This is a genomic window from Stenotrophomonas maltophilia (assembly GCF_002799155.1).
Classification (GTDB): domain Bacteria; phylum Pseudomonadota; class Gammaproteobacteria; order Xanthomonadales; family Xanthomonadaceae; genus Stenotrophomonas; species Stenotrophomonas maltophilia_R.
This window is the reverse complement of the sequence record NZ_NERD01000002.1, coordinates 2,237,325-2,262,840: the sequence shown is the minus strand read 5'-3', so window position 1 is coordinate 2,262,840 and position 25,516 is coordinate 2,237,325. Positions and strand designations below refer to the sequence as shown.

Here is a 25,516-nt window from a genome sequence, read left to right as displayed (position 1 = left end):
GCGTTGACTCGCTCCAGATCATGTCTGACACTCGGCGTTCCTGCCCGTCCCTGGACTACATGGGCAGATCAGGGAGCTTGGCCAGCCGATGGATGTCAGCACGATCTCTTCACGAATCAAGTTGGCCCGTACCAACTGCGGTTTGTCGCAGACCGACATGGCACGCCTCTTGGGCGTGAACCGCGCCACCGTCGCGCATTGGGAGCGCGAGGAGGGATTCACGCCGACGCTCGATCACCTGCATAAGATGAGCGATGCCCTTGGCGTCACGCTGGCCTGGCTGGCCCAGGGCGAAACCCCTTCCGCCGAGCCCGTGGTGCGCGGCTCCAGGGCAAGGCTGGAAGAGAAGATGATCGAGCTCTCCAAGCACCTGCCGGTATCGTTTCTTGCCAGCGTTGTCGCGCTGATGGAAAACGCAGAAACCTATCTTTGATCCTGCACCGGCAGCCTCGTGCTGCCAGGCGGTCACGCCCATCGGTGAGCCCGCAATTTCCTCGGTGCTGTGCAGCGCACAGCAGAGTGTTTGCTCCCCTTCTCCGACACTGGCATTAATCGATCGCGGTCCGACGTTCGTGCACGACGGACGGAGCGCGACTCGTAGTTGCCTGAAAGTCCATCATTCTGGAGAAAGGTTAGTTATGAGCAATCGCATCAAAACCACCGCACTGTCCTCGCTCACCCTGATCATTGCCGGCGCTGCCGGCACCGCAGGTGCTGCGGCACTCCCGGCACCGGCGGAGCAGGGACTGGAGTCGGCCACCTCGATCAATGCCGACCTGGACGCGCTGCGCATGTCCGAGTTCGTCGAACTGCAGGCCATCGCGCTCGCCGGGGGCCATCACTCCGATTCCATCGGTTCCCACCACCATCACGATGCCGTGCCCGAGGAGCAGGCCCAGGGCCTTTCCAACGCACGTTTCGACGTCTGAGTCAGTCAAAGGGAGCAACATCATGAAGGACAACCGCAACATGCCCAAGGCGTTGTCGGCCCTGACGCTGCTGGTGATCGGAAGCGCTTCAGCCGGTGCCGTGATGGCAAGCGAGGCTCCGGTGGCATCCAGTGTCCTGGACCAGGCCACGGCCATCGTGAGCCTGGATGACTTGGCCATGGCCGAGTTCCAGGCCAACGCGCGTGCCAACAACCTGGAAGCGCTGGCCACCGGCCACCACGACGATTCGATTGGTTCGCACCATCATCACGATATCGCCAAGGAACCGGAGTTGAACGTGGAAGCCACGCGCTTCAACGTCTGACCCGGCGGCCTGCGGGGGGCCGTGTCCCCCGCAACTCTTTGATGCGGGATGCAGGGAGAGCAACGATGAATGCGCAGCTGAAACCGTTGGAAGCCGATGTGGCACGCCCGGCGTGCTTGATGGAGATCACCCGCACAAGTGCCCAGATGGATGCCGTGATGGAAGGCATCATGTGGGCCCGCCTGCGACGCATGCGGACGCGCCTGCAGGAAGCACTGGGGAATGCCGAGCATGGCGTCATCGCTCGCTCGATCCATGCAATCTATGAAATGCTGCCGGCCGACCGCCAGGCGCGTGTGCTGCTGAGCTCCGAGTTCTGCGAGAACTACATGGCGCTTGACGCCGCTCGCAAGCAACGGCCGGAAGCCGGCGCCGACGCAATGGCATGGGATGCCGAAACCGCACGCAATCTGTCTGCCATCCACGATCTGGTACAGAGGGAAAAGGCGTTGCTGGACCTGGCCACAGGCACCCCCTCGCGCTACCTGCTTGAGAGCCGCGACTGGGTGGTCGACAGCCCGGTGGGTGACCAGTTCGCCCGCAAGGACGAGCAGGGGCGCTGGATCCTGGACGCGCCTCCGATGCTGGGTGATTGCGTTGCCGTCGACCTGCACAGCAAGGTCGCCAGGCACCATGAACCGCGTTCCGGCGTGCTCAGCCAGCCGTGCCTTGCGTTGGATGAGGCGGAACAGACGGCCGTCCTCGACAAGCTGTCGCGCGCGCTGGCAGGCATTGATCGCGCCGAACCGCTGTATGGCCTGGTGATCCGCAACTTCGTCCGCCGCATCGTTGTCCGGAAATCCGAGGAATCAACGCCCGATGTCGCACGCCGTTTCGGGTCGGAGCATGTACCGCGCCAGCCTGGTTCCCTGCGCCTGCTCAATATCCACCACCCCGAGCTGAGCGTGGAGGCCTGCATGGAGAGCATCATGCACGAGAGCACCCATAATTTCCTTGCAGCGTGGGAGTTGGCCAATGGCTTCTTTGTCGCCAATGACTATCAGCACCGGGTGGTGTCGCCGTGGTCGGGCAATCCGATCCCCAACTCCTCGTACATCCACGCGGTCTTCGTGTACTACATCTGCCATCGGTTGCTGAAGAGCCATCTTGCGGTGGCCGACAACATCGATGCCGCTGCCCGTGCGCACGTGCACCGTCGCCTTGCGGTGTGTGCTGCCGGATTCCTCATCGAGCAGGATCTCAGCAGCCGGCTGATGAGTACCCAGCCACTGAATGCCGACATCGGGACGATGATGGACGAGATGCAGGCGGACATGAAGCGGGAATATGGCTATGGGAGGCAGCAATGAACGCCAGGACCATCGTGTTGTACACCGATCACGCTGATCCGGTCGCGCGCCGGGCGGCGCGGTCCGGGGCCGATTTGCTGCACCTTGATGACCTGTTGCCACGGGTGCGTGCCGGCAGCTGGCCTGCAGTTCTGGATTTCGAGCCCAGCGCGGAAATGCGCGAGCGGTTCATCGGTGCGAGGGTGGTCAACCGGGTGTTCTCGCTGGCCAACACCCGCATGGACGGATTCCTGAGGGACAACGGAATCGACGCTCGCTGGCTGCACATCCGGCTGCATTCCTTGCTCGATTCCGCGGCCAGCGTCTGCCACGACACCGGCGTGCGTGGCGTCTCGCGCACACTGATGCCGCTGAATGTACAGTGGTTCGAGCTCAAGCGGGTACTTGCCGATATCCAGACGCCCGACTTCGTCTATTCGATCGGTTATGAGGCGCCGGACCTGCGCGGTCTGGTTGATCCTCTGCAGAAGTCGGTATGGTCGCTGTTCGACTGGAAGCAGGAGCGCAACCTGCTGCCGGAAGAGAAACGGCGTCACCAGTTCTTCGTTTCGCGGCCACAAGGTGTACCGCTGGTGGCGTACTTCTGCGGTGAATCGGCGCATGGCGTCCACTTCCCCAGGGGCGAAACGGTGCCGTTCGATCTCGAGCGGGTGCGCGCCATCAACCAGGCCGCGCGTCGTGCCTTCCGTTCTGAAACCGGAGAGCTGCTGCTCTTCGCCGAGGGCGGGCAGCTGCGCTTCCACGCATTCTCGCCCTATCTGCTTTCAGTGGCGGAGGAACCCGCAATGGTGGACATGCTGGACAAATGGTTGGCCGCTGATGATTCCAGCTGTGGGAGCAACGATGCCCGACATGCACTCGTGCATTGAGCGCCTGGCCGAGATCCGCGAGCGCATGGGCTGGCTGTACGGCAGCGAGGATCTCTGCGTGCTGCTGTACAGCCTGGTCAAGCGTGCGCGTCCACAGAGAGTGGTCGAACTTGGTACGGGGTTCGGCGTATCCACTGCCTGGATCGCCGCAGCACTGAAAGAGAACGAGACCGGTGCCCTGCACAGCTATGACAATGGATCACACTATGCCAGCGATCCCGCACGGCGTTTCCTGGCCGAGCTGCAGGGGCCGTTGCGCACGATCGTCGAACCGGGGCAGGACTATCCTTCGTTCCTGCACGCGCTGCTGACCTGGGCGGGCGTGGCCGACTTCGCCCACGTGCACGTCGAGGACATCGACTTCGCCGCCATCGCGGCTACTCCCGCTCTGCACGGCGGCATCGACATGCTGTTCTCGGACTTCAATCATTCGCCGGACAGCATCCAGGCCCTTCTGGGCCACTTCCTGCCCCGCCTGTCACCCACCGCATCGGTATTCATCGACAGCGCCTCGACGCAGCGCCTGAGTTACCTGACGCTGGAGCGGATCGTCGACGATCTCAACGGCAACAAGATCCCGTTGGGGCTGGCGCGCTGCTGGGCGCCGCAGGAGACCGCTGCGGCGATTGATCGGGTGCAGCGCTCGCGGTTCCGCCTGATGCACCTCATCGAGGCGCGGGCACGTGCGCAGAACAGCACTGCGTGGTTGAGCATCGAGCCGGTGGATGTCGTTCCGACCGCCGCCGAGTTCTTCCATTGAGGCGCCGAGGATGATGATGCTGACGTATTACCTGGGGCTGGCGCGAACCCGCTTGCTGGAGACCAAAGGCATGACGCTGGCTCTGGTGCTGGCGTTGGGGCTGGGCATCGGTGCCAGCGTGACCATGCTCACTGTCGTCCGCGCCATGTCCTGGGACCCGCTGCCCGGGCGCAGCGGTCAGCTGTTCCACCCCTTCCTGGATCCGCTGCCGGCGGGGTACCAGCTCAAGGGGGGGCTGGATCCGCGGGTGGCCATGACCTGGCCCGATGCCCGCGAACTGCTGCGCAATGCACCTGCGCATCGGCAGGCCGTACTGGCTGCGGGCCGGCTGCTGGTGGATCCGCAGCCGGGCGCACCGACGGCCTTCTTCGTTGATGGCCAGTACACCAATGCGGACGCAGCGGCGATGTTCGGCATGGAGCTGCTGCAGGGCAGCTGGTGGTCTGCGGACGATGATCTGCAGCGCTCCCGGGTCGTGGTGGTCAGTCACACGCTGGCGCAGCGGCTCGGTCATGGACGTTCCCTGGTCGGGCGGACCCTGCAGCTGGATGGCCAGCCGTTCAGAGTGGTCGGAGTGATCGCTGACTGGATGCCGCTGCCGCGCTTCCATACCGACCTGCAGCAAGAACCCTTCAAGGGACGCGACGATGTCTTCATTCCGCTGCAGACCGCGGTAGAACTACAGCTTCGGGTTGCCAACAGCATGTACGGCTGGTCAGGCAGCACGCCGGCGAACCGCATGGTCGACGCGAGCACGGCGTGGGTCCAGCTCTGGGCCGAGATCCCGGATCAGGCCGGCCAGCAGGCGTACCTGCACTTCCTGCAACGCTACGTACAGGACCAGCACGCACGTGGGCGCTTCGACCGGCAGACGCCCCCGCACCTGGACGGCCTGCGCAGCTATCTGGTCCAGCGCCGGATCATTCCGGACGAAGTACGGCTGCAGCTGGCGTTGTGCCTGGCCTTCCTGGTCGTCTGCCTGGTCAACATGGGAGCGCTGATCTTCGCCCGTTTTGTCCGCCGGACGCACGAGATCGCTGTCCGCCGTGCGCTGGGGGCCCGCCGCAGGGACATCATCCTGCAGTTGTGCACCGAAGCGCTGATGATCGGGTTGCTGGGAGGAGGGGTGGGCCTGCTGGTCGCGCAGGCCGGGCTGTTCCTGGTGCGGATGCAGCCGGAAGACTATGCCAGCCTCGCTGTCATCGACCCGGCGATGGTGATCGCCACGCCCGTGCTGGCATGCATCGCCAGCCTGTTCGCCGCCGTCCTGCCCGCGCTGCGCGCGGCCTCCACCCGTGTCGCCATGCAGATCAAGGCCGCTGAATGAGCGTTTCACAGATTCCGTTGATTGCCCGTGCGATGAAGAAGAACCGGCTGGTGGCCGGCATCCTGCTGCTGCAGGTGATCATCGCCACCGCCTGCGTCACCAATATCGCCTTCCTGCTTGCGCAGCGCGTGGAGACGCTCGCCTACGACACCGGCCTGCAGGAGCAGGGGCTTGGCATCATCGAAACCGAGTTCGTCGGCAGCGCGGCGGCCAATCCAGCCGCCGCGGTCAAGGCAGACATGCAGGCATTGCGCAACGTGGCCGGGGTGAAGGCCGTGGTGGCGGCCGAGTCACTGCCGTTGAGCCAGCACAACTGGACCGTCGGCTTCACCAATGCCCCGGTGCAGGGCCAGGACACGTCCGGCATCGTAGAGGCCGAGCCCGCAGTCTATGGCATGTCTGCCGGTGCGGTGGAAGCGCTGGGCATGCGCCTTGTCGCAGGCCGTGATTTCTCCGCCGCATCATTCGTGCAGACCGAGTCCGCGCAGGACTACGCCGGCCTCTACAAAGCCAGTGAAGCCATCGTCTCCGCCGCGCTCGCACGTCACCTGTTCGGCTCGGCCAGTGCGGTCGGGCGGGATCTGTATACGGACGGCATCCATCCACTGCGCATCGTCGGGGTCGTCGAGACCCTGTCCAGGCCGGTGCTGCGGACCGATGGAGACAACGACATGAGCCTGCTGCTGCCGTTGATTCCTGATGGCACCCGGGTGATGTATGCGCTGCGTAGCGAGCCGGGCGTACTTCCCACCGTGCTCGACTCTGCCAGCAACGCGTTGGCCGGGCGCGAAGCCAATCGCATGCTGTCTCGCGTCCAGCGCTTCAGCGAGCTGCGGGCCGAGTACTTCCGGCGTGACCGCACCATGGCGATCATTTTCCTGTGCGCTGGCGTCTCGCTGCTGATCGTGACCGGTACTGGCGTTTACGGGTTGGCCAGCTTCTGGGTCCGCAAGCGCTATCCCCAGATCGGGATACGACGGGCATTGGGTGCGCGCAGGCGTGATGTGGTCAGCTTCTTCATGATCGAGAACCTGATGCTGACACTCGTCGGTGCACTGGCTGGGAGCGCGCTGGCATTGGCATTGAATATCTGGGTTGCGCGCTACTACGAGATACCCCGCATCGATCCTGGCTTTCTCGCGCTGGGGGTCGGGCTGGTGTTCGCGCTGGGACAGCTTGCCGCCTGGGTGCCGGCACGTCGGGCGGCGCGCGAGGCGCCGGTCGCGGTTCTCAACAGCACCTGATTGATCCGCAGGGTGACCCCGTGTCATGTGCTGTTGCGATTACGTAACCGTGTGTGATGCCGCAGCCATGGCGCGCGGAAGCTGCGATACGCTGCAGGTCTGTTGCTGTCCGCCATGGGTTTCACCAATGAAGTCCAAACTTGTTGCCGCAGTGTTGGCGCTGGGGATGACGCCGAGCCTGCATGCCCAGTCACTCCCGTCGGAACTGGCGCAGCTTGGCATCGTTGCCGGCATGCCCTATGCCAAGGCCAAGCGCCTGCTGGATGCGGCAGGGTGGCAGGCGCGCCCGGTACAGGGCACGCCTGAGTCGCTCGAGGGCTTTCCGGAAGTCGGATGCCAGAAGGGGGGAACCCGCTGCACGACAACCTTCGAAAAGGGCGGGCAGCAGGTCGCGGTGCGGCTGGGCACTACCCTGGCAGGGCAGCCGTTCGTGCAGGGTGCTGACTGAGCCTCCACCTTCACGCCAGCGGCAGGCGGTCCTGCGCGTGCGACAGCCGGTCGTGCAGCTCGCGCACATGCTCGGCCTTGGCATGCACACGGGTGGTGTCGCCAAAGCTGCGCAGGTAGGTACAGGCGGCAAAGCCAGCGCTCTTCTTTTCGTAGTCGGCAATCCAGGCCAGGCGATCCGGATTGCTGGCCTGCTCGGCCGACCATGCCGCCGCTGGCGGGCGGATGCGATATCGCAGGCCAACACGCCAGGGTTTGGGGGTCAGCCGGGCACGGAAGCAATGTTGCAGCCGGCACATGCGCGCATACAACGGATCGGTGCCCAGCGCCTTGAAGAAGTCCTGCGGCAGCTCGTCCTCGGGTGAGAACGTGGCATGCATCACCAGCACGCGCAGCCCCGCCGGGGTGCGGTAGGCGCGAAGATGCCAATCAGGATGCTGTTCACTGAACGTGTCCACGCGCTTCAACGCAAGCCCTTCAGCACCGCCGGCCGCGGCCAGGCGCTGCTTCCGCCGCATCAGCAGGGCCGTGTTGACCAGCAGCACTGCCGCCACGCCCAGTACCAGGCCCACCAGCCAATGCCAGAGCAGGGTGCCGATGATGGCACCGGCAAGCAGTACGACCGCAGCGACGATGGCCGGTATCACGCACCCGGCTGGTGGCTGTGCATGGTCGATATCGGCGAACAGCACGTCGGGGCTGTTGAGGCACAGCGCGCCATAGCTGTTGCGGGTGATGATGACATCGCCGTCGCGCTGCACGATCTGCTCGCGGATCGGCACGCCCTCCACGCCGTAGTTGCTGCGCACTTCGCGGCGCGGCAGTACCTGCCCGGCGATGATGGCGTTGAGGGCTTCATGGGCACGTGCGTCGGCGTGGGCCTGGGCTTGGGCAGGGCCTTCGTCGGACCAGCCGAAGCGGCGCACCACCACCGGCCGGCCACGAAAGCGGGACTGCAGGCGGGCTTCAGCCCAGTACGCGGGAACGATCATCATCGTACGGTGCTCCATCATCCATGGCCGGTGCCAGAGTGAGTCTGGCACAGCCCCGAAGGGGCCGCATGTACCCGCTGCGGTGGCCGGGGCGGAGTGGTAGATTGCGCGCTTCGCATGCACTCCACCAAGGACGGAGCGATGTCCAGTTTCCTGCGTTGCCTGCTTGCCCTGGCCTGTGCCGGGGTGGTCGGCGTGGCGTCGGCGGGTACCCCGCCCGGGCCGCAGATCCTTACCACCGATGCCAGCCGTTTCTACGCGCTCTACGACAGCACCGGCGGCAAGCCCAGTGTCGCCCAGCTGGCCGGTTACCTGGCCGAAGGCAGTACGGGCCTGGGTGAACTGGCGAAGGCACGCCGGGTCACGCCCGAGCGTATTGCCGAGGCCATTGCCAGCCAGCCCGAGGTGTATGCAAAGGGCCGCAGTTGCCTTGCGGAGCTGCCGGCGGTGAAGCAGCGCCTGGTGCAGGTGTTTAGTAACCTGCAGGCTATTTATCCGCAGGCCACGTTTCCGCCGGTGACCATCGCGGTCGGCCGTGGCCGTCCGGTCGGGTTGACCTCGAAAAGTGGGGTGATCATCGGCCTGGAAGCGCTGTGCGCAGCGGATTTCATGAATCCCAATGTGCAGGACCGCTTCGTGCACGTGATCGCGCACGAGTACGTGCACATCCAGCAGACCGGCCTGACCGACTTCGAGCCGGGCGACCCGCATGCAACGGTGCTGCGTGTTTCACTGGGCGAAGGCATCGCTGAGTTCATTGCCGAGCTGATTTCCGGCAACGTCGGCAACGGTCGCCACGCCACCTGGACGCGCGGCCGGGAGGTCCATATTGAAAGCGCCTTTGCGCTGGACGTGGACAGCACCGACCTGTCGCCGTGGCTGTACAACTACAAGCCCGGTTCACAGGAACCCTATGACCTCGGCTACTGGGTCGGCTACCGCATCGCCAAGGCCTATTACCTGCAGGCCAAGGACAAGCGCGATGCGGTGCGTGCGCTGATCCAGCAGGACAATCCGAAGGCGATCCTCGCCGCCAGTGGTTGGACGCCAGGCATGTGGATGCCTGCGAAAGTCACGGGTGTGGCGGCGCGTACGGCTGTGCGCTGAGCACAGGGCATGGCGTTAGACTGCGGAAGATGATTTCAGGAGTATCCGCATGCGTGGACCTGTTGAGCTTGCCACTGCCACCGTCGTGACGCTGGGCCTCGCGATGGCTTCTCCGCTGGGCGCCGCCGAAGCCGTCGCAGTCAATCCGCTGCTGCAGACGCCCATCGACCAGCTGCGCCCCGACGAGGTTCGTTTCATGCAGCAGCGCCTGGCCGATTGGCCGGAGCTGCAACGCTATCGTGACGCCAACGCGCGACTGCCTGCGGCGGTGCCGGGTCAGCCACGCGTGGTCTTCTTCGGCGACTCGATCACCGAAGGCTGGGGCAGGGAAGGCAGTGCCGGTTTCTTCCCGGGCAAGGGCTGGCTCAACCGCGGTATCAGTGGCCAGACCACGGCGCAGATGCTGGTGCGTTTCCCGCAGGACGTGCTGGCACTGAAGCCACAGGTGGCGGTGATCCTGGCCGGCACCAACGACATCGCCGGCAACACCGGCCCGTCCACGCAGGCGATGATCGAAGACAACCTGCACGCAATGGTGGACCTGGCCCGCGCACACGGCATCCGTGTGGTGCTGGCATCGGTGCTGCCGGTCAGCGATTACCCGTGGCTGCCGGGCACGGCACCTGCGCCCAAGGTGCGTGCATTGAACACGGCGTTGAAGCGCTATGCCGATGTGCAGCAACTGGTCTATCTGGACTACTACACGCCCATGGCCAATGCCGCCGGTGGGCTGGATCCGCAGTTGGCCGTCGACGGCGTGCATCCCACGGCGAAGGGCTATGCGGTGATGGCGCCGTTGGCTGAAGCGGCGGTCAAGCGCGCGCTGCAGCAGAAGTAGCACCGGCGGGCAGGCTCGCCAACAGCCACTCGCAGAAGCTGATCACCAACGGGTCTTCCGCGCTGTCCTCATGCACCAGCCAGCTCCAGCGCGGGCCGCGCACGCGTGCATCATCCAGGGCTTGCAGCAGGCCTTGATCGCACGCACGCGCGCTCAGCAGTTCGCTGACCAGCGCGATGCCCAGCCCTTGGCATGCGGCATCCAGCAGTTGCCCGGGCTCGGAGAAATTCATGCCCTCGCGGCGCTGGCCGACATCGGCACCGCCCTGTACCTGCCACTGGCTCCAGTCCATTTCGCGTTCCCCATGCAGGGTCAGGCGCTCGTGCACGGGCGTGGCCAGCAGCCTGGGGTGGCAAGCGGGATAGAGACGGTCCTGCAGCAGCACGCGATGCTGGCACTGCGCCTGCGAGTCGAGGTCATCACGTACCGCCACGTCAAGCGTCTGCGTGGTCATGTCCGGGGCTTCCTCACTGGTCAGCAGCCAAAGGTCGGCATCGGGATGCAGCCGGCGGAAGCTGGCCAGGCGTGGCACCAGCCAGTGGCGGGCAAAGGCCGGGCTGGTGTTGACGATCAGTTGATTCGGCTTGCGGTACTGGTCGAGCCGACGGATGCCGCTGGCCAGCTGCCGCAGCAGGGACTGGGTGGTTTCCAGCAGGTCGATGCCGGCATCGGTGAGGGTGACGCTGCGGCCCTGCCGGAAGAACAACGGCTGCTGCAGCGACGCTTCCAGGCCCCGGATCTGCTGGCTGATGGCCGACTGGGTCAGGTGCAGTTCCTCCGCCGCACGGTGGAAACTGCCGAGCCGGGCGGCGGCCTCGAAACCCCGCAGGGCGTTCAGCGGTGGCCAGTGCTTGAGCATTTCAGATAAGTAAAACTGTTCAATTGGTGGCTGAATCTATCGTTTGTTCTTATGTATCGGCAAGCGCAGCATAGCGCCCATCCCACACCGGCCCTGGAGCCTGTCATGACCAACCGACGTCACTTCCTCACCCAGCTGGCGGGCGCCGCCGGTCTTGGCGGCCTTGCTGCTCTTGGCCTGGCCGGCCTGCCGGGGCGCGTGACTGCCGCGGAACCGGGTGCAGGCATCTGGCGCATGCCCGATGAACATGGGCCGCAGGAACGCGTCTTCCTGGCCTTCGCCGCGCAGCCGCGGGTGTGGGGTGCGCGGGCCGATGCGGTGAACACCGCCGTGGCACGGCTGGCCCGCACCATCGCCCGCCACCAGCCGGTCAGCGTGCTGTGCCGCCCGGCGCAGTTGAAGCAGGCGCAGGACGGCTGCGGCCGCGACAACATCGAGTTCCTGGAAGTGCCCTTGGACGACATCTGGGTGCGCGACTACGGTGGCTGCTTCGTCACCAATGGCAAAGGTGGCCTCGGCCTGGTCGACTTCAACTTCAACGGTTGGGGCGTCAAGCAGAGCGCGCGCAACGATGGCGCGGTGGCACCGTGGCTGGCACAGGTGACCGGTGCCACGCTGCTGGAAAGCGATCTGGTGGGCGAGGGTGGCGGCATCGAAGTCGATGGCCACGGCACGGCCATCCTTACCGAAAGCTGCTGGGTCAATCGCAATCGCAATCCGGACTGGTCGCGCGCGGATATCGAGGCCGAGCTGAAACACCACCTCGGCCTGCGCAAGGTGATCTGGCTGCCCGGTATCGCCGGCAAGGACATCACCGATGCGCACGTGGACTTCTATGCGCGTTTCGTGCGGCCGGGCGTGGTGATCGCCAACCTGGACAACGACCCGGCGTCCTACGATTACGATCTGACCCGCGAGCATCTGGACATTCTGCGCGGGGCCACCGATGCCGATGGCCGTCGCCTGCAGGTGCACACGCTGCCGCCGCCCTTGGACGGGCGCGACAACGTGCATACCCGCGACAACGATGATCTGGCGATGGGCTACATCAACTACCTGCCGATCAACGGCGCCGTGGTCGCGCCGCAGTTCGGAGACGATGCAGCCGATGGCTATTGCCGCGAGCTGCTGGAGGATCTGTATCCGGGCCGGGCGATCGAGCAGGTGGACATCGATGCGATTGCCGGCGGTGGTGGCGGCATCCATTGCGTGACCAAGAACATGCCCAAGGTCTAGCCCGTCACGGTACAGTGGCGCGTAAGCCGGCCACGCAGCGTGGCCGCCAGGGACGATGGAGCGAGTGATGCGGAAGGGAATCCAGGGCTGGCTGCGCCGAGGCGGCGCAACGATGGCATTGCTGCTGGCCGCCGCGCCGGCGTTCAGTGCAGGCACGGCGGCGCCTTCGCCGCTGACGCGTGAACCGGTGGGCGGCGTTTCGTTGGCCGAATGGACCGCACGGTGGTGGCGGTGGGCCGACGGCCAGGGCGGCGCGCCCTATCTCGACCCGGATGGCCGTGTGTGCGATCTGGGCCAGGAGGGTCCGGTCTGGAACCTGGCCGGCACCAACGGCCGTTTCCGGCCACATCGCGAATGCGTGGTGCCGGCCGGCAAGTACCTGTTGCTGCCGATCATCAACATGGCGCACTACCAGATGGATGAGCGTGTGTCCTGCAAGGAGCTGCAGGCAGGGGCCGCGGTCAACAACGATTACCTGATCAGCGCGGTAGTGCTGCTGGACGGCCAGCCATTGGGCGACATGCGCAGGCATCGGGTCCGCAGCGAAGGCTGCTTCCGCATGGATGCCGAGGACGAACGCTCGCGGCTGGCTGCTGCGGATGGTTATTGGGTGATGATCAAGCCGTTGCCGCCAGGCCGGCATACCCTCAGCGTGGGCGCCAACTACGGTGTACCGGATGGGGGCGCGTACAGCCGCATGCGGCAGTCCTTCGAATACGTGCTGCACGTGGGTGGGCGCACCCAGGTCGTATCGCGCGGACAGCCCATGATGCCGGTGGCGGCTCCCTGAGGCTCAGGCATCGTCCTGCTTCAACGCCGCATCGGCCGCCAGCAGCGCCTCGGCGGCTGCACTGAGCGGCGGCGACGGCGGGGCGACCACGCCGATCGCTTCCATCATCGTGGGCATGCCGAGGAACTGGCGCGCGCGGCGATCGTAGATGCCGGTGACCAGCAGCGCGCGCGTGGCAATCTTCTGCTCGGCACCGATCAGCACGCGCTGCTCCATGATGCCGCGCGAACCGACCCAGCCGACCAGCCGCGTTTCCAGGGTGAAGCGCTGGAACGGCTTGAGTTCGCGGCGGAACTGGATGGTGCCGGCGCCGACGATCGGTGCCCATTTCTCGCGCAGCGCCACCCGGCCCAGGCCCATGCGCAGGATCAGGTCCAGCCGGCCCAGGTCGAAAATGTTCCAGTAGCGGCCGTTGGTCATGTGCAGGTTGCTGTCCAGGTCATTGGGCAGTACCCGGAACTGCAGCCGCGAGACCCCGAACGGGGCCTCCAGCCTGGGCCGGAACAGACTGCACAGCAGCAGGTGGAGCAGGCGGAACCAGAGATTCATGGCTATGACGACTGTTATAGAACGGTCGGTACGCTAATCTATGACGACTGTCCTGGCAAGGAACCTGCCGTGAGCCCGCGCCCCTCTGATGCGCCTCAACGCGTGATTGATGCTGCGGCACAGATGCTGGCGCGCGTGGGTCTCAATGCCACCAGCATCCGTGAAGTGACCAAGCTGGCCGAGGCGCCGCTAGGGTCCACCTACCACCACTTTCCCGGCGGCAAGCAGGAGCTGCTGGCGCGTGCCACCCACATGGCCGGCGACAAGGTCGAGGCGCTGCTGGTGGAGCTGCTGAAGGATGGGGCGGTGAAGGGCCTGCAGCAGTTCCTGGCGATGTGGCGCGAGCGCCTGCTGCGCTCCGGTTTTCGCGCCGGCTGCCCGGTGCTGGCCGCTGCCGTGGAGGAGCCGGTTGAGGCGACGCCCAGCCAGGCCCGCGCGGCGGCTGCGGAAGTGTTCGCGCGCTGGCAGGGCCACCTGGCGGCGGCGTTCGTCGCCGATGGCCACGAGCCGGCCGCTGCGGGCGGGCTGGCCAGCCTGGTGATTGCCAGCGTGGAAGGTGCGGTGGCGATGTGCCGCGCGCTGCAGGACATCGCCCCGTTCGACCACGTGGCCGCGCAGTTGCTGAAAGCCGCTGCGCCGCCTTGATCCGGCGGCACGGTCGCGGGAGACTCGGCGCAGGCCCTGACTGGACGCCGCCATGGACGAATCGCACTGCCGCCATCTGATCGAGCACTACCTGCTGGCCTACAACCGCTTCGACATCGATGCCATGCTGGCGGTGCTGGCGCACAACGTGCGCTTCGAGAATCACAGTGATGGCCAGCTGACGATGGTCACCGAAGGCATCGATGCCTTCGGCGAACTGGCACGGCAATCGGCGCCGTTGTTCCGTGAGCGCGAACAGCGGTTGCTCGAGCTGACCTTCAAGGACGACGTAGCGCTGGCCAGCATCGGCTGGCGTGGCGTGTTCGCGCAGGACATGCCCGATGGCCCCGGTGCGGGCACGGAACTGGCACTGCAGGGACGTAGCGAGTTCGCATTTGAGGGCGGTCGCATCGTGCGGATCATCGACCGCAGCTGAGCAACGGCCGCCCAGGTCCGCCGGCTGGACAGCGGACCTGCCCGCGGTAGAATCCGCGCACCACCGCCTACGCGTGCCCGGCAAGGATGTCCGCATGCAACATCAGGTCCTCGAACTCCCATGCTGCACGATCCGCGGCACCCGGTGGCGCCGATGAAACGCACCCGTTTCTTTTCACGCAGTCCATTGAAGCTGCCGGTCAACCGCGGCAGCGAAGTCGTGCGCGCGCGGCAGCACCTGCAGCAGCGCGGCTGGCCGCGCCTGCAGATGGCGCTGATCGTGGCCCTGACCGGTGCGGCTGGTTTTCTTGCTTCGCATCTGCTGCGGCTGGCCGGTATCGACGCAATGCTGCTTCGCTATCCGATGGCCGTGCTGCTGGCCTATGGCGTGTTCCTGCTGCTGATGTGGATCTGGATGCGCTGGCGTTGGGACAACGTGCTGGATGGGCTGTCGCCGGATGTGGGTGGTGGCAGCCCCTCGCCACGCGGAAGTGCCGTGGAATCACCGTGGAGCGGCGTCGGCGGCCGTTCCGGCGGTGGTGGTGCATCGGCATCGTGGAACGAGTCGGCGCCGGCCGGTGGCGGCGATGCCGGTGAGCTGCCGTTGACCGGGCTGGCCGAAGATGAAGCGGGCTTGCCGTTGCTGGCGATCCTCGGCCTCGTCGCGCTGGTGGCGACCGTCCTGCTGGCCAGCGTGTGGGTGGTGTGGTCGGCGCCGGTGCTGATGGCTGAACTGCTGGTGGACGCGGCGATCGCCGGAGGCCTGTACCGGCGCATGCAGGGCATGCAGCAGCAAGGGTGGTGGCGGGTATGCGTGTCGCATACGGTCTGGCCGCTGCTCGGGTTGCTGCTGTTCTTCGCGATGCTGGGCTGGCTCGCGCAGGAACTCGCGCCCGGTGCGAGCCATCTGCTGCAGGTCATCCCGGCGCTGTAGTTGGGGGCGTCCTTGAAATGGCCAGCCCGGACCGTTTTCAGCAGCAGTGGACAGTGGGCTATGATCGCGGTCGCCCGGAATTGGTGTCCTGGCGGTTTCGCCTATTCGAAGCTTGTCGTACTGGGTAGGGAACAGGGACGCCGGTTATCCGAACGCCCGTCCAAACACACAACCGTTGACGAGGAAGAGCGCATGGATGTCGCCGCACGCAGGAACAGGACGTTGTTTCGTTGGATCATGGTGACGCTGCTGGCAGCGTTGTTGCCGTTTGCAGCACTGGCACAGCCCGCAGCCGCGCAGGCTGAGGGCGCCGAAGCTGCCACCGCCGCGGAAGAGGCGCAATGCCGCGCCTGTACCTATGAGCGCATTGGACCCAAGGTCGATATCGGCCTGGTGGCACTGGTGTCGCTGCTGGTGGTCGGCCTGCTGATCGCCGCATCGCGGGAATGGGGCACCACCTCGCAGCGCTGGACCTGCCGCACGCTGGCCCTGCTGCTGGTGGGTATCGGCGCGGCGTTGCTGTGGTGGGCCGGCAGCATCCTCTACCTGGGTTACAACCCCTGGCAGGAAATGGCCGCACCCGTTGATGGCTCGCTCACCTCCACACTGCTCACTACCTCGCCGAAGTGGCTGGCGGCACTGGTGCTGATCGGCTTTGCGCCTTCCATCTGGAAGCGCAGCGAGCGCCTGCCGGCCTGGCGTATCGGCTGACCCTGGAACGGCGGCGCCGGATCACACCCGGCGCCGACTGCGGCCATCAATCAAAGCGCCAGCGCACACCTGCGTAGACGCCACGACCTTCGCCCGGCGTCGAGCGGGCGACATCCCTGCCGGCATCGTCGTAGCCCGGCGTAACCGTGGCGGCATAGTGGCGATTGCCGATGTTGCGCATCTCCGCCCAGGCCTGCCAGCGGCCACCGGGTGCGTCGTAGCCGATGCGGCTGCCGAAGATCACGTGGCTGTCGGCCCAATAGCTGTTGGCGTAGTCCACGGCGATGCGCGAGGCGTATTCGGTATTCAGCGCGGCGTACAGGCCGGACGCGTGATCGAAGCGCAACTCGGCCTGGTAGGCGTGGCGCGGCAGTCCGGGCAGGCGGTTGCTGCCGAAGCGCGCATCATGGCGGTAGCGGAAGTCGCTGAACGTATACGCCTGGCGCAGCGACAGGCGGCCCGGCGCAGCCTGCCATAAGGTGCTGTCCAACCCGGCTTCGATGCCGCGGTGAACGGTGGGGCTGGCGTTGTTCTCGGCGATGAACAGGTTCGGCACCGGCTGCAGTTCGACGCTCAGCAGTTCGTGGTTCACGTGTGCGTAGTAGCCGGTCAGTTCCCAGCGACCCAGCGCCGCGTCACCGCGCGCACCCAGTTCCAGCGTGGTGGCCGTCTGGTTCTGCATCGGCACCGGCGCGCGCTGGCGGCCAGTGGACGGGCCATTGCCCGGCCCGAAGTACTGGTTGGAGCCCCAGATCATCGACCACGGGTGCGGCGCCTCCACCGAACGGCTGAGGTTGCCGAACCACTGGGTCTGGGCGCTGTGCTGCCAGGTGAAGCCCAATCGAGGTGCGTAGTCCCAGTCGCGGTCGCGCAGGCGGCCGCCGCTGCTCGGCCAGGTCACCTGCACATCGCGACGGGTGTTGATCAGTGCCAGCCCGGTCTGCATGCGCAGGCGGTCATTGAAGGTGAGGGTATTGCCGACGTGCAGCGTGCTGTCGGTGCCGTGGTGGCGGAAATCACGCGTGCGCGTACCGGCGGCATAGCCGTTGCTGGCAAAGCGTAGCGACTCGCGCACATCGGCGTCCAGGTCGTGGGTGATACGCAGGCCGACCGTGGTTTCGCTGTCCAGACCGAACAGCCGGTGGCGGCGGCGGTAGTCCAGCGTGGCGTTGAGGTTGGCGTAGTCCAGCTGCTGCCGGTACAGGCTCTCGTTCAAGTCCATCGGGTACGTGTGGTAGACCAGCCCCGCCTGCAGCGAGGAACCCTCATCGATCTGCAGCGTGGTGACGTTGCCCACCCAGGTGCTGCCCGGCTGAGGGCGACGCGCATCGATGGCCAGGTTGGCCGCATTCGCGGCATGCGGGTCGTTGCGGATCTGGTCGCGGGTCAGGCGACCGGGCGTTTCGTGATTCGTTTCGCGGTAACGTACGAAGAAGCGCGTCTGCAGGTCGGGCGTGATCTGCCAGCCGATGTTGGCCATCGCGCCCTTGCCATCGCCGCGCGCATGGCGCTGATAGCCATCGAACTCGGTATCGGTGTAGGCCAGGAAGTAATCGACGTCGCCACTGACGCCGCCCCAGCTGATGCCACGCTTCTGGTAGCCACGGCTGCCGGCTTCGTAGTGCAGCTGCACCCCGCCCGAATCACGGCCGCTGCGGCTGACGTAGTCGATGGCACCGCCCAGCGCCAATGCGCCACGCTCGAAACCGTTGGCGCCGCGCAGTACTTCCACACGGGACAGCCACAGTGGTTCCAGCAGCTCGTACGGGGTGCCGCCCGGGCCGGTGAGCGGCAGGCCGTCGATCGACACTGCAATACCCGAGGCATGCGCGCCCGGGCCACGGTTGATGCCCGAGCCCCGGATCGAGACCTTGGTACCTTCGTTGCCCGGCGACTGCGCGCTGATGCCCGGCTGGTAGGCCAGTACATCGGCACTGCTGGACAAGCGGCTGTCGGCCTTGGCCACGTCGATGACGTTGCTGGCGCCGGGTACGCGCTTCAGCGCCTCGCGCGCCTGGGCGCTGGCATCGGCGGCAGCAGTGACCCGCACCGCATCAAGGGTGGTTGCCTGCGGCGCGGCAGCGGCGGTGGTGGAGAGGCCAAAGGAAACGGCCAGGAACAACAGCGGAGGGGTGGGGCGGTACGGCGAGAGCGACATGCGGAAATGCTGTAAACCACGAAAGTGGCGCGCAAGTTAACAGGTCAGCAGCCCCGCGTCACCCACCTCCCGCGTATGGTCCGCTGCGGCGCTCTGTAGTGTCGAGCCATGCTCGACTGCTTGTCTGCCCGGAGTCGAGCATGGCTCGACACTACAGAGCCGTCTTCGCCAGCGCCTTGGCCTTCGCATACAGCCGGTCAGCCGTTTCCTTCTCACCCAGCGCGGCATGACACTCCGCCAGGCTGTCCCACGCATTTGCCGAATCCGGATACAGCTCGGTGTTGAGCGTGAACACCTTCACCGCCTTGCGTGCACCAAGACTTTCGCGGATCGCGTACCCATCGGCATTGATCGCGCGTTCCAGTTCACTGGCAGCAACTTTGTTGCTGTCGCGCAGCCAGCGATGCACAGCTTCGGCCGCGCCAGCGCTGTCATCCAGCGCATACGCGATCAATCGCTCGGACAACACCGCATGCGGGAATTCTTCGGGCGCGGCCACCGCCATCGTGCTTTCCACCAGCGTGCTCGACCACACGTTGCGGGCGCTGCCGTTGGTCAGGTACACGAACACCCAGTAGCCGTTGGCCAGCGTGCCCTTGTAGGCCAGTCGCGCACGCACGCGGGTGCCGCCATCGTGGCCGACCTGGGTGTAGCCGTCGCTGCGGGTGGTGTCCCAGCCCGTGGAGAAGAAGTTGCTGCCGCCGCCGCTCAGCTTCTGCCGCTGCCAGAGCGTTTCCAGCGTGGACGTGCGCAGCAGCTTGCCGGTCGCCAGTGCCTGCAGGAACCGGTTCATGTCGCCCACGGTGGTCTGCAGGTCGGCGTGGCCCCAACCGTAGTCCGGCCAGGGGTCTTCGTCTACTGGCTGCAGCTGGCCGTCCTTGCCGATGTACGGCACCGCTGCGCGCTGCGCCGGCACGCTGGCTGCTCCCCATGAAGTGCGGGTCATCTTCAGCGGCTGCAGGATGCGTTCGCGCGCGATGGCCGGGTAGGGCTTGCGGTAGTGCGCTTCCAGCAGCGCCGTCAGTACCAGGTAGTTGGCCTGCGTGTACTGCACGCGGCTGCCGGTGGCGAACTGCATCGGTGCCGCCGCAGCCACCTTCAGCGCAGCTGCAAGGTCGGGTGCCACACCGATGTAGCCCTTGCTCACCCAACGGTTGTCCACCCGGTCGTAGTACTCGCCGATACCCGAGCTGTGGTTGATGAAATCGCGTACGTGGATTCCCTGCCATGCGGATGGCAGGTCCGGCACATAACGGCTGGCCGGCGCGTCCAGATCCACCTTGCCCTGGTCGACCAGCTGCATCACCAGCGTGCTGGTCAGCAGCTTTGCCATCGACTGCGCGGCGAAGATGGTATCGCCAGTGGCAGGCGCATGGGCAGCGGGATCGCGTTCGCCGCTGGCCCCCTGGTAGAGCACCTGGCCGTTGTGTGCGACCAGTACGGCCTGGCCGGCGATGCCGTAGCGCTCGCGGTTGCTCTGCAGCTGGGCGTCGAGCCGGGAAGAGAGGCCGGTAGGGACGTCACGCGCCGAGGCGGGCAGGGCGATGGCCAGGGCACAGAGCAATGCAGCAGCAAGGGTGCGGTACATCGCGGTGTCCCATCAGCGGTGATGGCGCATGTTGGTCACGGCGGAAGAGCGGGTCAAGGGCACCGTTGCCGTATCGGGGAGAGCCGGCCAGCGGCCGGCACTACCACATGTTTCCGGTAGTGCCGGCCGCTGGCCGGCAACCCTGCGATCAGCCGAGAATGCCCGGCAGATCCAGTCCCTTTTCCTTCGCGCAATCAATCGCGATCTCATAGCCTGCATCGGCGTGGCGCATCACGCCGGTGGCCGGGTCGTTCCACAGCACGCGACCAATCCGCTTGGCCGCCGCCTCGGTACCGTCGCAGACGATCACCATGCCGGCATGCTGCGAGAAGCCCATGCCCACGCCGCCACCGTGGTGCAGTGATACCCAGGTCGCGCCGCTGGCGGTGTTGAGCAGGGCGTTCAGCAGCGGCCAGTCGGAGACCGCATCGGAACCATCGGCCATCGCTTCGGTTTCGCGGTTCGGCGACGCCACGCTGCCGCTGTCCAGGTGGTCACGGCCGATCACCACCGGCGCCTTCAGTTCGCCGTTGGCGACCATTTCGTTGAAGGCCAGGCCGAGGCGATCGCGGTCACCCAGGCCGACCCAGCAGATGCGTGCCGGCAGGCCCTGGAACTTGATCTTCTCGGCGGCCATGTCCAGCCAGCGGTGCAGGTGCGGATTGTCCGGAATCAGTTCCTTCACCTTGGCGTCGGTCTTGGCGATGTCTTCCGGGTCGCCGCTCAGCGCCGCCCAGCGGAAGGGACCGATGCCTCGGCAGAACAGCGGGCGGATGTAGGCCGGCACGAAACCGGGGAAGTCGAACGCGTTCTCCACGCCTTCCTCCAGCGCCATCTGCCGCAGGTTGTTGCCGTAGTCCACGGTCGGCACGCCCACTGCGTGGAAGCCGAGCATGGCGCGGATGTGGTTGGCCATCGACGCGCGCGCAGCCTTCTCCACGTCCTTCGGCGCACTCACGCGCTTCTCGTCCCACTGCTCGACCGTCCAGCCCTGCGGCAGGTAGCCGTTCACCGGATCGTGCGCGGAGGTCTGGTCGGTCAGCAGGTCCGGCTTCACGCCGCGCTTGAGCAGTTCGGCCAGCACGTCGGCAACGTTGCCGAGCAGGCCCACCGACTTCGGCGTACCGGCCTTGCACGATTCATCGATCAGGCGCAGCGCTTCGTCCAGGTTGTCGGTCCAGGTATCCAGGTAGCCGGTGCGCAGGCGCATGTCGATGCTGCTCTTGCGGCACTCGACGGCCAGGCAGGAGGCGCCGGCCATCACGGCAGCCAGCGGCTGCGCGCCGCCCATGCCGCCGAGGCCACCGGTGAACAGCCACTTGCCGGTCAGATCGCCACCGAAATGCTGGCGTCCCATCTCCACGAAGGTCTCGTAGGTGCCCTGCACGATGCCCTGTGCGCCGATGTAGATCCAGCTGCCGGCGGTCATCTGGCCGTACATGGCCAGGCCCTTCCTATCCAGCTCGTTGAAGTGGTCCCAGTTGGCCCAGCGCGGCACCAGGTTGGAATTGGCGATCAGCACGCGCGGCGCATCGGCATGGGTGCGGAACACGCCCACCGGCTTGCCCGATTGCACCAGCAGGGTCTGGTCGTCGTCCAGGCGCTTGAGCGTCTCGACGATCGCATCGAAGCTCTCCCAGTCGCGCGCGGCGCGGCCGATGCCGCCGTACACCACCAGTTCCTGCGGGCGCTCGGCCACGTCGGGGTGCAGGTTGTTCATCAGCATTCGCAGCGGCGCTTCGGTCAGCCAGCTCTTGGCATTGAGCGTGGTGCCGGTCGGCGCGGCAATGGTGCGGGACGGGTCGTTGCGGGTCATGCGGCGCTCCGGTTCGTAGCGAATTCAAGGCAGGCATTGAGCACCTGCGCCAGGGTGTGGCGCAGCGGTGCGGCGTGGTCGGGGTCGAGCGGGGTGGGCCAGCTGTGTTCGTCCACCTGGTCCGGCAGGGGTTCGTGCATGTAGCCACGGCAGGCCAGCTCCATCTGCAGGCTGTGCACGCCGCCGGCGACGTTGCTGTAGTGGCGGGTGATCCAGCCGCCCTTGAAGCGGCCGTTGCGCACCTGGCTCATGCCACTGATCTTCAGCAGGTTCTCCACCACATCGCTCAACGCGTTGTCGCAGGAGGTATCCGGCGCACCGGACGGGCCGGCGGTGCCGAGATTGAACTGCGGCAGTTCACCGTCGAACAGGTGCGGGATATGCGAGCGGATCGAGTGCGCGTCATACACCACGACAGTGCCGAACTTCGCACGCAGGCGCGTGATCTGCGCAGCCAGCGCGTCGTGGTAAGGCAGGAAATACGTGTCGCGGCGGCGCGCGATTTCCGCGTCGTCGGGTTCGCGTCCGGCGTGGTACAGCGGCTGGTTGTCGAAGGTGGTCAGCGGGCACAGGCCGGTGGTGTTCTGGCCCGGGTACAGCGACACACCGCTGGGATCGCGGTTGAGATCGATCACCGAGCGCGAGATCGCCGAGCGTACCGTGGTCGCGCCCATGCCTCGCACGAAATCGTACAGTTCGTGCACCCACCAGTCGGCGTCGCGCCGGGCCAGCCATGGCGAGTGGTAGTCGCCGATCAGGTCGTGCGGCAGCTCGCTGCCGGTATGCGGGAAGCTGACGATCAACGGGGCATCGCCTTCGTGCACCGTCAGCCAGTCGGGATGGGCGTTCATGCCTGTGGCTCCACAGTCGGCAACAGTTCGGCCAGGCCCTGCGCCAGCGCGCCGCTGCGCACCAGGTTGGTGGCGGTCACCATGTCCGGATGGAAATAGCGATCCTCTTCCAGCGTCGGCACCTGCGCACGCAGGGTGGCGCGCACGGATTCCAGCGCGGCACTGGAGCGCAGCGGGGCGTGGAAGTCGCAGCCCTGCGCAGCGGCCAGCAGTTCGATGCCGATCACGTTGGCCGCGTTCTCGGCCATCTGCATCAGGCGGCGCGCACCATGCGCGGCCATCGACACATGGTCTTCCTGGTTGGCCGAGGTCGGGATCGAATCAACACTGGCCGGGTAGGCGCGCTGCTTGTTTTCCGCGACCAGCGCCGCGGCGGTCACCTGCGGAATCATGAAGCCGGAATTCAGGCCCGGGCGCGGGGTCAGGAACGCCGGCAGGCCGGACAGCGCCGGGTCGACCAGCATCGCCAGGCGGCGCTCGCTGATCGAGCCGATCTCGCACACCGCCATCGCCAGCATGTCGGCGGCGAAGGCGACCGGCTCGGCGTGGAAGTTGCCGCCGGACAGTGCTTCGCCGGTATCGGTGAACACCAGCGGATTGTCGGACACGCCGTTGGCTTCGATTTCCAGGGTGGTAGCGGCCTGGCGCAGGATGTCCAGTGCCGCGCCCATCACCTGCGGCTGGCAGCGCAGGCAGTACGGGTCCTGCACGCGCACGTCGTTGTCGCGGTGCGATTCGCGGATGTCCGAGCCCTGCATCAGCGTGCGTAGGGTGGCCGCAGTGGCGATCTGCCCGCGCTGGCCGCGGATCTCATGGATGCGCGGGTCGAACGGTGTGTCAGAACCCTTGGCCGCTTCCACTGACAGCGCGCCGGTGACCAGCGCAGCCTGGAACACGGTCTCGATCTCGAACAGGCCGGCCAGCGCATAGGCGGTGGAGAACTGGGTGCCGTTGAGCAGTGCCAGGCCTTCCTTCGCGCCCAGGTCGATCGGCTGCAAACCGGCGCGTCCCAGTGCGTCGGTTGCCGGAAGGCGTTCGTCACCGATGAACGCTTCGCCCACGCCCAGCATCACGCTGGCCAGGTGCGAGAGCGGCGCCAGGTCGCCCGAGGCACCCACAGACCCCTGCGCGGGCACCACCGGCAGCACGCCCTTGACCAGCATCGCTTCCAGCAGCAGCAGCGTTTCCTCGCGGATGCCTGAAGCCCCTTGGGCGAGGCTGACCAGCTTCAGCGCCATCATCAGGCGCACCACGCTGGCCGGCATCGGCTCGCCCACGCCGGCCGCATGCGAAAGCACGATGTTCCGCTGCAGGGTGGCCAGGTCTTCGCGCTCGATGCGCACGCTGGCCAGCTTGCCGAAGCCGGTGTTGATGCCATACACCGGTGCGCCCTTGGCGACGATGGCGGCGACGGCCGCCGCACTGGCGCGCACCACCGGCAGCGCGGCCGGGTCCAGTGCAAGCGGCGCACCGCGATAGACCTGCCGCCACTGGGCAAGAGTGACATGGCCGGGGCGAAGAACCAGGGTGTTGCTCATGTGTTGCTCCAGGAGGCAGGCAGGTCGGGCTGTCCGCGCACCACGCGCGCGTGCAGCGGGTTGAATCCAATGCGATAGACCAGGTCGGCGGGGGCGTCGATGTCCCAGATCGCCAGGTCGCAGTCCATGCCCACGGCCAGGCGGCCGATGCGCTCGCCATGGCCCAGTGCGCGCGCTGCTTCACGGGTGAAGCCGGCGATGCACTCGTCCACGGTCAGGCGGAACAGGGTGGCGCCCATGTTCATCGCCAGAAGCGGGCTGGTCAGTGGCGAGGTGCCGGGGTTGCTGTCGGTGGCCAGCGCCAGCGGCACGCCGGCCGCACGCAGCGCGGCGATCGGTGGCAGGGTGGTATCGCGGGTGAAATAGAACGCGCCGGGCAGCAGCACGGCGACGGTGCCAGCGGCGGCCATCGCGGCGATGCCGGCATCGTCCAGGTGTTCGATATGGTCGGCCGACAGTGCACCGAAGCTGGCCGCCAGTTCGGCGCCATGCTGGTTGCTCAGCTGCTCGGCGTGGATCTTCACCGCCAGCCCGTTGGCGCGTGCCGCTTCGAAAACCTGCCGCGCCTGCGCCGCCGAGAAGGCGATGTTCTCGCAGAACACATCCACCGCTTCGGCCAGACCTTCGGTGGCGATGGCCGGAATCATCACGTTGCACACCTCGTCGGTGTATTCCTGTGCTTCGCGGCCCGGCGGAATCGCGTGTGCGCCGAGGAAGGTGGTCACCACGTTGACCCGGCATTCCTCGCCCAGCGCACGCGCCACCTGCAGCTGCTTGCGTTCGTCGGGCAGGGTCAGGCCGTAGCCGGACTTGATCTCGAGGGTGGTCACGCCCTCGGCGCGCATCGCCAGCAGGCGTGGCCGGCTTTCCAGGGCCAGCTGTTCGGGCGTGGCGGCACGGGTGGCGCGCACGGTAGAGACGATGCCGCCGCCGGCACGGGCGATCTCGGCATAGCTGACGCCCTGCAGGCGCTGCTCGAATTCGTTGGCGCGGTTGCCGGCGTAGACCAGGTGGGTATGGCAGTCGATCAGGCCCGGCGAGATCCAGCGGCCTTCGCCGTCGATGCGGGTGGTCGGCTGCAGGTGGGCATCGCTGCCGGCCGCGCCAACATGAACGATGCGGCCGTCGGCGCAGGCCAGTACGCCATCGCGGATGACACCCAGCCCCTCGCCATCGAGGGTGATCAGGTGGACGTTGGACCAGAGGGTATCGACGTGCATGGCATCCACAACGCGGCTGTGCTTATATGTCTATACAA

General features: G+C 66.4%; 26 protein-coding genes. 17 read left to right on the top strand and 9 right to left on the bottom strand.

Annotated features, from left to right (window positions below):
- Positions 1–88: 88 nt before the first annotated feature.
- The 9 genes from B9Y82_RS11150 to B9Y82_RS11115 all read left to right on the top strand — a co-directional run bounded on the left by B9Y82_RS11150 (position 89) and on the right by B9Y82_RS11115 (position 7,212).
- Entirely contained in the window at positions 89–433 is a 345-nt protein-coding gene (locus tag B9Y82_RS11150; RefSeq protein WP_100473277.1) for a helix-turn-helix transcriptional regulator, read from the top strand.
- A gap of 205 nt (positions 434–638) precedes the next feature.
- On the top strand, positions 639–929 hold the full coding sequence (locus tag B9Y82_RS11145) for a hypothetical protein (protein ID WP_100473276.1): 291 nt from the start codon (positions 639–641) through the stop codon (positions 927–929).
- Positions 930–951: 22 nt separating this feature from the next.
- Entirely contained in the window at positions 952–1,254 is a 303-nt protein-coding gene (locus B9Y82_RS11140; protein WP_100473275.1) for a hypothetical protein, read from the top strand.
- A gap of 65 nt (positions 1,255–1,319) precedes the next feature.
- Positions 1,320–2,564: a hypothetical protein gene (locus tag B9Y82_RS11135; RefSeq protein WP_100473274.1), complete on the top strand. Its 1,245-nt coding sequence runs from the start codon at positions 1,320–1,322 to the stop codon at positions 2,562–2,564.
- The gene (locus B9Y82_RS20645) at positions 2,561–3,433 is read left to right on the top strand and encodes a hypothetical protein (RefSeq protein ID WP_157804633.1); all 873 of its coding nucleotides are present in this window, start codon (positions 2,561–2,563) and stop codon (positions 3,431–3,433) included. Before B9Y82_RS11135 ends, B9Y82_RS20645 begins: the two co-directional genes overlap by 4 nt.
- Positions 3,417–4,193 carry a class I SAM-dependent methyltransferase gene (locus B9Y82_RS20640; RefSeq protein WP_157804631.1) on the top strand — a complete coding sequence of 259 codons (777 nt, stop codon included), beginning with the start codon at positions 3,417–3,419 and terminating at the stop codon, positions 4,191–4,193. The genes B9Y82_RS20645 and B9Y82_RS20640 overlap by 17 nt, the downstream gene beginning before the upstream one ends.
- Before the next feature lie 70 nt (positions 4,194–4,263).
- Positions 4,264–5,520, top strand: a complete 1,257-nt coding sequence (locus tag B9Y82_RS11125) for an ABC transporter permease (RefSeq protein WP_238381599.1) — start codon at positions 4,264–4,266, stop codon at positions 5,518–5,520.
- A gap of 32 nt (positions 5,521–5,552) precedes the next feature.
- Complete coding sequence (locus B9Y82_RS11120) at positions 5,553–6,764, top strand: ABC transporter permease (RefSeq protein WP_238381598.1); 1,212 nt, start codon at positions 5,553–5,555, stop codon at positions 6,762–6,764.
- Positions 6,765–6,891: 127 nt separating this feature from the next.
- On the top strand, positions 6,892–7,212 hold the full coding sequence (locus B9Y82_RS11115) for a hypothetical protein (protein ID WP_100473271.1): 321 nt from the start codon (positions 6,892–6,894) through the stop codon (positions 7,210–7,212).
- A 10-nt stretch (positions 7,213–7,222) separates the two neighbouring features.
- Here the strand turns inward: B9Y82_RS11115 and B9Y82_RS11110 are convergent, their stop codons facing one another.
- Entirely contained in the window at positions 7,223–8,206 is a 984-nt protein-coding gene (locus tag B9Y82_RS11110; RefSeq protein WP_100473270.1) for a hypothetical protein, read from the bottom strand.
- A 138-nt stretch (positions 8,207–8,344) separates the two neighbouring features.
- On the opposite strand from B9Y82_RS11110, the gene B9Y82_RS11105 reads away from it, so the two are divergent.
- Together B9Y82_RS11105 and B9Y82_RS11100 are read left to right on the top strand one after the other, a co-directional pair.
- Positions 8,345–9,310, top strand: coding sequence for a DUF2268 domain-containing putative Zn-dependent protease (locus B9Y82_RS11105; protein ID WP_100473269.1), 966 nt, complete (start codon positions 8,345–8,347; stop codon positions 9,308–9,310).
- A gap of 49 nt (positions 9,311–9,359) precedes the next feature.
- A complete protein-coding gene (locus tag B9Y82_RS11100; RefSeq protein WP_100473268.1) occupies positions 9,360–10,148 on the top strand; it encodes an SGNH/GDSL hydrolase family protein in 789 nt (262 codons plus the stop codon).
- Here the strand turns inward: B9Y82_RS11100 and B9Y82_RS11095 are convergent.
- Entirely contained in the window at positions 10,123–11,007 is an 885-nt protein-coding gene (locus tag B9Y82_RS11095) for a LysR family transcriptional regulator (protein ID WP_100473267.1), read from the bottom strand. The genes B9Y82_RS11100 and B9Y82_RS11095 overlap by 26 nt on opposite strands.
- Before the next feature lie 105 nt (positions 11,008–11,112).
- On the opposite strand from B9Y82_RS11095, the gene B9Y82_RS11090 reads away from it, so the two are divergent.
- Together B9Y82_RS11090 and B9Y82_RS11085 are read left to right on the top strand one after the other, a co-directional pair.
- Positions 11,113–12,243, top strand: coding sequence for an agmatine deiminase family protein (locus B9Y82_RS11090; RefSeq protein ID WP_100473266.1), 1,131 nt, complete (start codon positions 11,113–11,115; stop codon positions 12,241–12,243).
- Positions 12,244–12,310: 67 nt separating this feature from the next.
- On the top strand, positions 12,311–13,033 hold the full coding sequence (locus B9Y82_RS11085; protein ID WP_238381596.1) for a hypothetical protein: 723 nt from the start codon (positions 12,311–12,313) through the stop codon (positions 13,031–13,033).
- Between the two features lie 3 nt (positions 13,034–13,036).
- Here B9Y82_RS11085 and B9Y82_RS11080 read toward each other — a convergent pair whose 3' ends face one another.
- The gene (locus tag B9Y82_RS11080) at positions 13,037–13,582 is read right to left on the bottom strand and encodes a thioesterase family protein (RefSeq protein ID WP_100473265.1); all 546 of its coding nucleotides are present in this window, start codon (positions 13,580–13,582) and stop codon (positions 13,037–13,039) included.
- 69 nt (positions 13,583–13,651) lie between these two features.
- Here B9Y82_RS11080 and B9Y82_RS11075 point away from each other — a divergent pair, with 69 nt between their 5' ends.
- From B9Y82_RS11075 to B9Y82_RS11060, 4 genes are all read left to right on the top strand, one after another.
- A complete protein-coding gene (locus tag B9Y82_RS11075; protein ID WP_100473264.1) occupies positions 13,652–14,227 on the top strand; it encodes a TetR/AcrR family transcriptional regulator in 576 nt (191 codons plus the stop codon).
- A gap of 52 nt (positions 14,228–14,279) precedes the next feature.
- Positions 14,280–14,663 carry a nuclear transport factor 2 family protein gene (locus B9Y82_RS11070; RefSeq protein ID WP_100473263.1) on the top strand — a complete coding sequence of 128 codons (384 nt, stop codon included), beginning with the start codon at positions 14,280–14,282 and terminating at the stop codon, positions 14,661–14,663.
- 153 nt (positions 14,664–14,816) lie between these two features.
- Positions 14,817–15,596, top strand: coding sequence for a hypothetical protein (locus B9Y82_RS11065; protein WP_100475215.1), 780 nt, complete (start codon positions 14,817–14,819; stop codon positions 15,594–15,596).
- Positions 15,597–15,788: 192 nt separating this feature from the next.
- Positions 15,789–16,307, top strand: coding sequence for a hypothetical protein (locus B9Y82_RS11060; RefSeq protein WP_100473262.1), 519 nt, complete (start codon positions 15,789–15,791; stop codon positions 16,305–16,307).
- Positions 16,308–16,353: 46 nt separating this feature from the next.
- Here the strand turns inward: B9Y82_RS11060 and B9Y82_RS11055 are convergent, their stop codons facing one another.
- The 6 genes from B9Y82_RS11055 to hutI all read right to left on the bottom strand — a co-directional run bounded on the left by B9Y82_RS11055 (position 16,354) and on the right by hutI (position 25,478).
- Positions 16,354–18,465: a TonB-dependent receptor family protein gene (locus B9Y82_RS11055; RefSeq protein ID WP_100473261.1), complete on the bottom strand. Its 2,112-nt coding sequence runs from the start codon at positions 18,463–18,465 to the stop codon at positions 16,354–16,356.
- Between the two features lie 151 nt (positions 18,466–18,616).
- Positions 18,617–20,053, bottom strand: a complete 1,437-nt coding sequence (locus tag B9Y82_RS11050) for a serine hydrolase domain-containing protein (protein WP_100473260.1) — start codon at positions 20,051–20,053, stop codon at positions 18,617–18,619.
- Positions 20,054–20,201: 148 nt separating this feature from the next.
- A complete protein-coding gene (gene hutU / locus B9Y82_RS11045; protein ID WP_100473259.1) occupies positions 20,202–21,869 on the bottom strand; it encodes a urocanate hydratase in 1,668 nt (555 codons plus the stop codon).
- A complete protein-coding gene (gene hutG, locus B9Y82_RS11040; protein WP_100473258.1) occupies positions 21,866–22,720 on the bottom strand; it encodes an N-formylglutamate deformylase in 855 nt (284 codons plus the stop codon). Before hutG ends, hutU begins: the two co-directional genes overlap by 4 nt.
- Positions 22,717–24,258 carry a histidine ammonia-lyase gene (gene hutH / locus B9Y82_RS11035; RefSeq protein ID WP_100473257.1) on the bottom strand — a complete coding sequence of 514 codons (1,542 nt, stop codon included), beginning with the start codon at positions 24,256–24,258 and terminating at the stop codon, positions 22,717–22,719. The genes hutG and hutH overlap by 4 nt, the downstream gene beginning before the upstream one ends.
- Complete coding sequence (gene hutI, locus B9Y82_RS11030) at positions 24,255–25,478, bottom strand: imidazolonepropionase (protein ID WP_100475214.1); 1,224 nt, start codon at positions 25,476–25,478, stop codon at positions 24,255–24,257. The genes hutH and hutI overlap by 4 nt, the downstream gene beginning before the upstream one ends.
- Between the last annotated feature and the right edge of the window lie 38 nt (positions 25,479–25,516).

What these genes read in the sequence shown, in the direction of transcription:
- B9Y82_RS11050 (WP_100473260.1), bottom strand. Translation starts at nt 20,053, where the DNA reads ATGTACCGCACCCTTGCTGCTGCATTGCTCTGTGCCCTGGCCATCGCC.
- B9Y82_RS11105 (WP_100473269.1), top strand. Translation starts at nt 8,345, where the DNA reads ATGTCCAGTTTCCTGCGTTGCCTGCTTGCCCTGGCCTGTGCCGGGGTG.
- hutU (WP_100473259.1), bottom strand. Translation starts at nt 21,869, where the DNA reads ATGACCCGCAACGACCCGTCCCGCACCATTGCCGCGCCGACCGGCACC.
- B9Y82_RS11120 (WP_238381598.1), top strand. Translation starts at nt 5,553, where the DNA reads ATGAAGAAGAACCGGCTGGTGGCCGGCATCCTGCTGCTGCAGGTGATC.
- B9Y82_RS11085 (WP_238381596.1), top strand. Translation starts at nt 12,311, where the DNA reads ATGCGGAAGGGAATCCAGGGCTGGCTGCGCCGAGGCGGCGCAACGATG.
- B9Y82_RS20645 (WP_157804633.1), top strand. Translation starts at nt 2,561, where the DNA reads ATGAACGCCAGGACCATCGTGTTGTACACCGATCACGCTGATCCGGTC.
- B9Y82_RS11145 (WP_100473276.1), top strand. Translation starts at nt 639, where the DNA reads ATGAGCAATCGCATCAAAACCACCGCACTGTCCTCGCTCACCCTGATC.
- B9Y82_RS11090 (WP_100473266.1), top strand. Translation starts at nt 11,113, where the DNA reads ATGACCAACCGACGTCACTTCCTCACCCAGCTGGCGGGCGCCGCCGGT.
- B9Y82_RS11100 (WP_100473268.1), top strand. Translation starts at nt 9,360, where the DNA reads ATGCGTGGACCTGTTGAGCTTGCCACTGCCACCGTCGTGACGCTGGGC.
- B9Y82_RS11135 (WP_100473274.1), top strand. Translation starts at nt 1,320, where the DNA reads ATGAATGCGCAGCTGAAACCGTTGGAAGCCGATGTGGCACGCCCGGCG.
- B9Y82_RS11140 (WP_100473275.1), top strand. Translation starts at nt 952, where the DNA reads ATGAAGGACAACCGCAACATGCCCAAGGCGTTGTCGGCCCTGACGCTG.
- B9Y82_RS11065 (WP_100475215.1), top strand. Translation starts at nt 14,817, where the DNA reads ATGAAACGCACCCGTTTCTTTTCACGCAGTCCATTGAAGCTGCCGGTC.
- B9Y82_RS11060 (WP_100473262.1), top strand. Translation starts at nt 15,789, where the DNA reads ATGGATGTCGCCGCACGCAGGAACAGGACGTTGTTTCGTTGGATCATG.
- B9Y82_RS11115 (WP_100473271.1), top strand. Translation starts at nt 6,892, where the DNA reads ATGAAGTCCAAACTTGTTGCCGCAGTGTTGGCGCTGGGGATGACGCCG.
- B9Y82_RS11080 (WP_100473265.1), bottom strand. Translation starts at nt 13,582, where the DNA reads ATGAATCTCTGGTTCCGCCTGCTCCACCTGCTGCTGTGCAGTCTGTTC.
- B9Y82_RS11110 (WP_100473270.1), bottom strand. Translation starts at nt 8,206, where the DNA reads ATGATGATCGTTCCCGCGTACTGGGCTGAAGCCCGCCTGCAGTCCCGC.
- B9Y82_RS20640 (WP_157804631.1), top strand. Translation starts at nt 3,417, where the DNA reads ATGCACTCGTGCATTGAGCGCCTGGCCGAGATCCGCGAGCGCATGGGC.
- hutI (WP_100475214.1), bottom strand. Translation starts at nt 25,478, where the DNA reads ATGCACGTCGATACCCTCTGGTCCAACGTCCACCTGATCACCCTCGAT.
- hutG (WP_100473258.1), bottom strand. Translation starts at nt 22,720, where the DNA reads ATGAACGCCCATCCCGACTGGCTGACGGTGCACGAAGGCGATGCCCCG.
- B9Y82_RS11070 (WP_100473263.1), top strand. Translation starts at nt 14,280, where the DNA reads ATGGACGAATCGCACTGCCGCCATCTGATCGAGCACTACCTGCTGGCC.
- B9Y82_RS11150 (WP_100473277.1), top strand. Translation starts at nt 89, where the DNA reads ATGGATGTCAGCACGATCTCTTCACGAATCAAGTTGGCCCGTACCAAC.
- B9Y82_RS11095 (WP_100473267.1), bottom strand. Translation starts at nt 11,007, where the DNA reads ATGCTCAAGCACTGGCCACCGCTGAACGCCCTGCGGGGTTTCGAGGCC.
- hutH (WP_100473257.1), bottom strand. Translation starts at nt 24,258, where the DNA reads ATGAGCAACACCCTGGTTCTTCGCCCCGGCCATGTCACTCTTGCCCAG.
- B9Y82_RS11125 (WP_238381599.1), top strand. Translation starts at nt 4,264, where the DNA reads ATGACGCTGGCTCTGGTGCTGGCGTTGGGGCTGGGCATCGGTGCCAGC.
- B9Y82_RS11055 (WP_100473261.1), bottom strand. Translation starts at nt 18,465, where the DNA reads ATGTCGCTCTCGCCGTACCGCCCCACCCCTCCGCTGTTGTTCCTGGCC.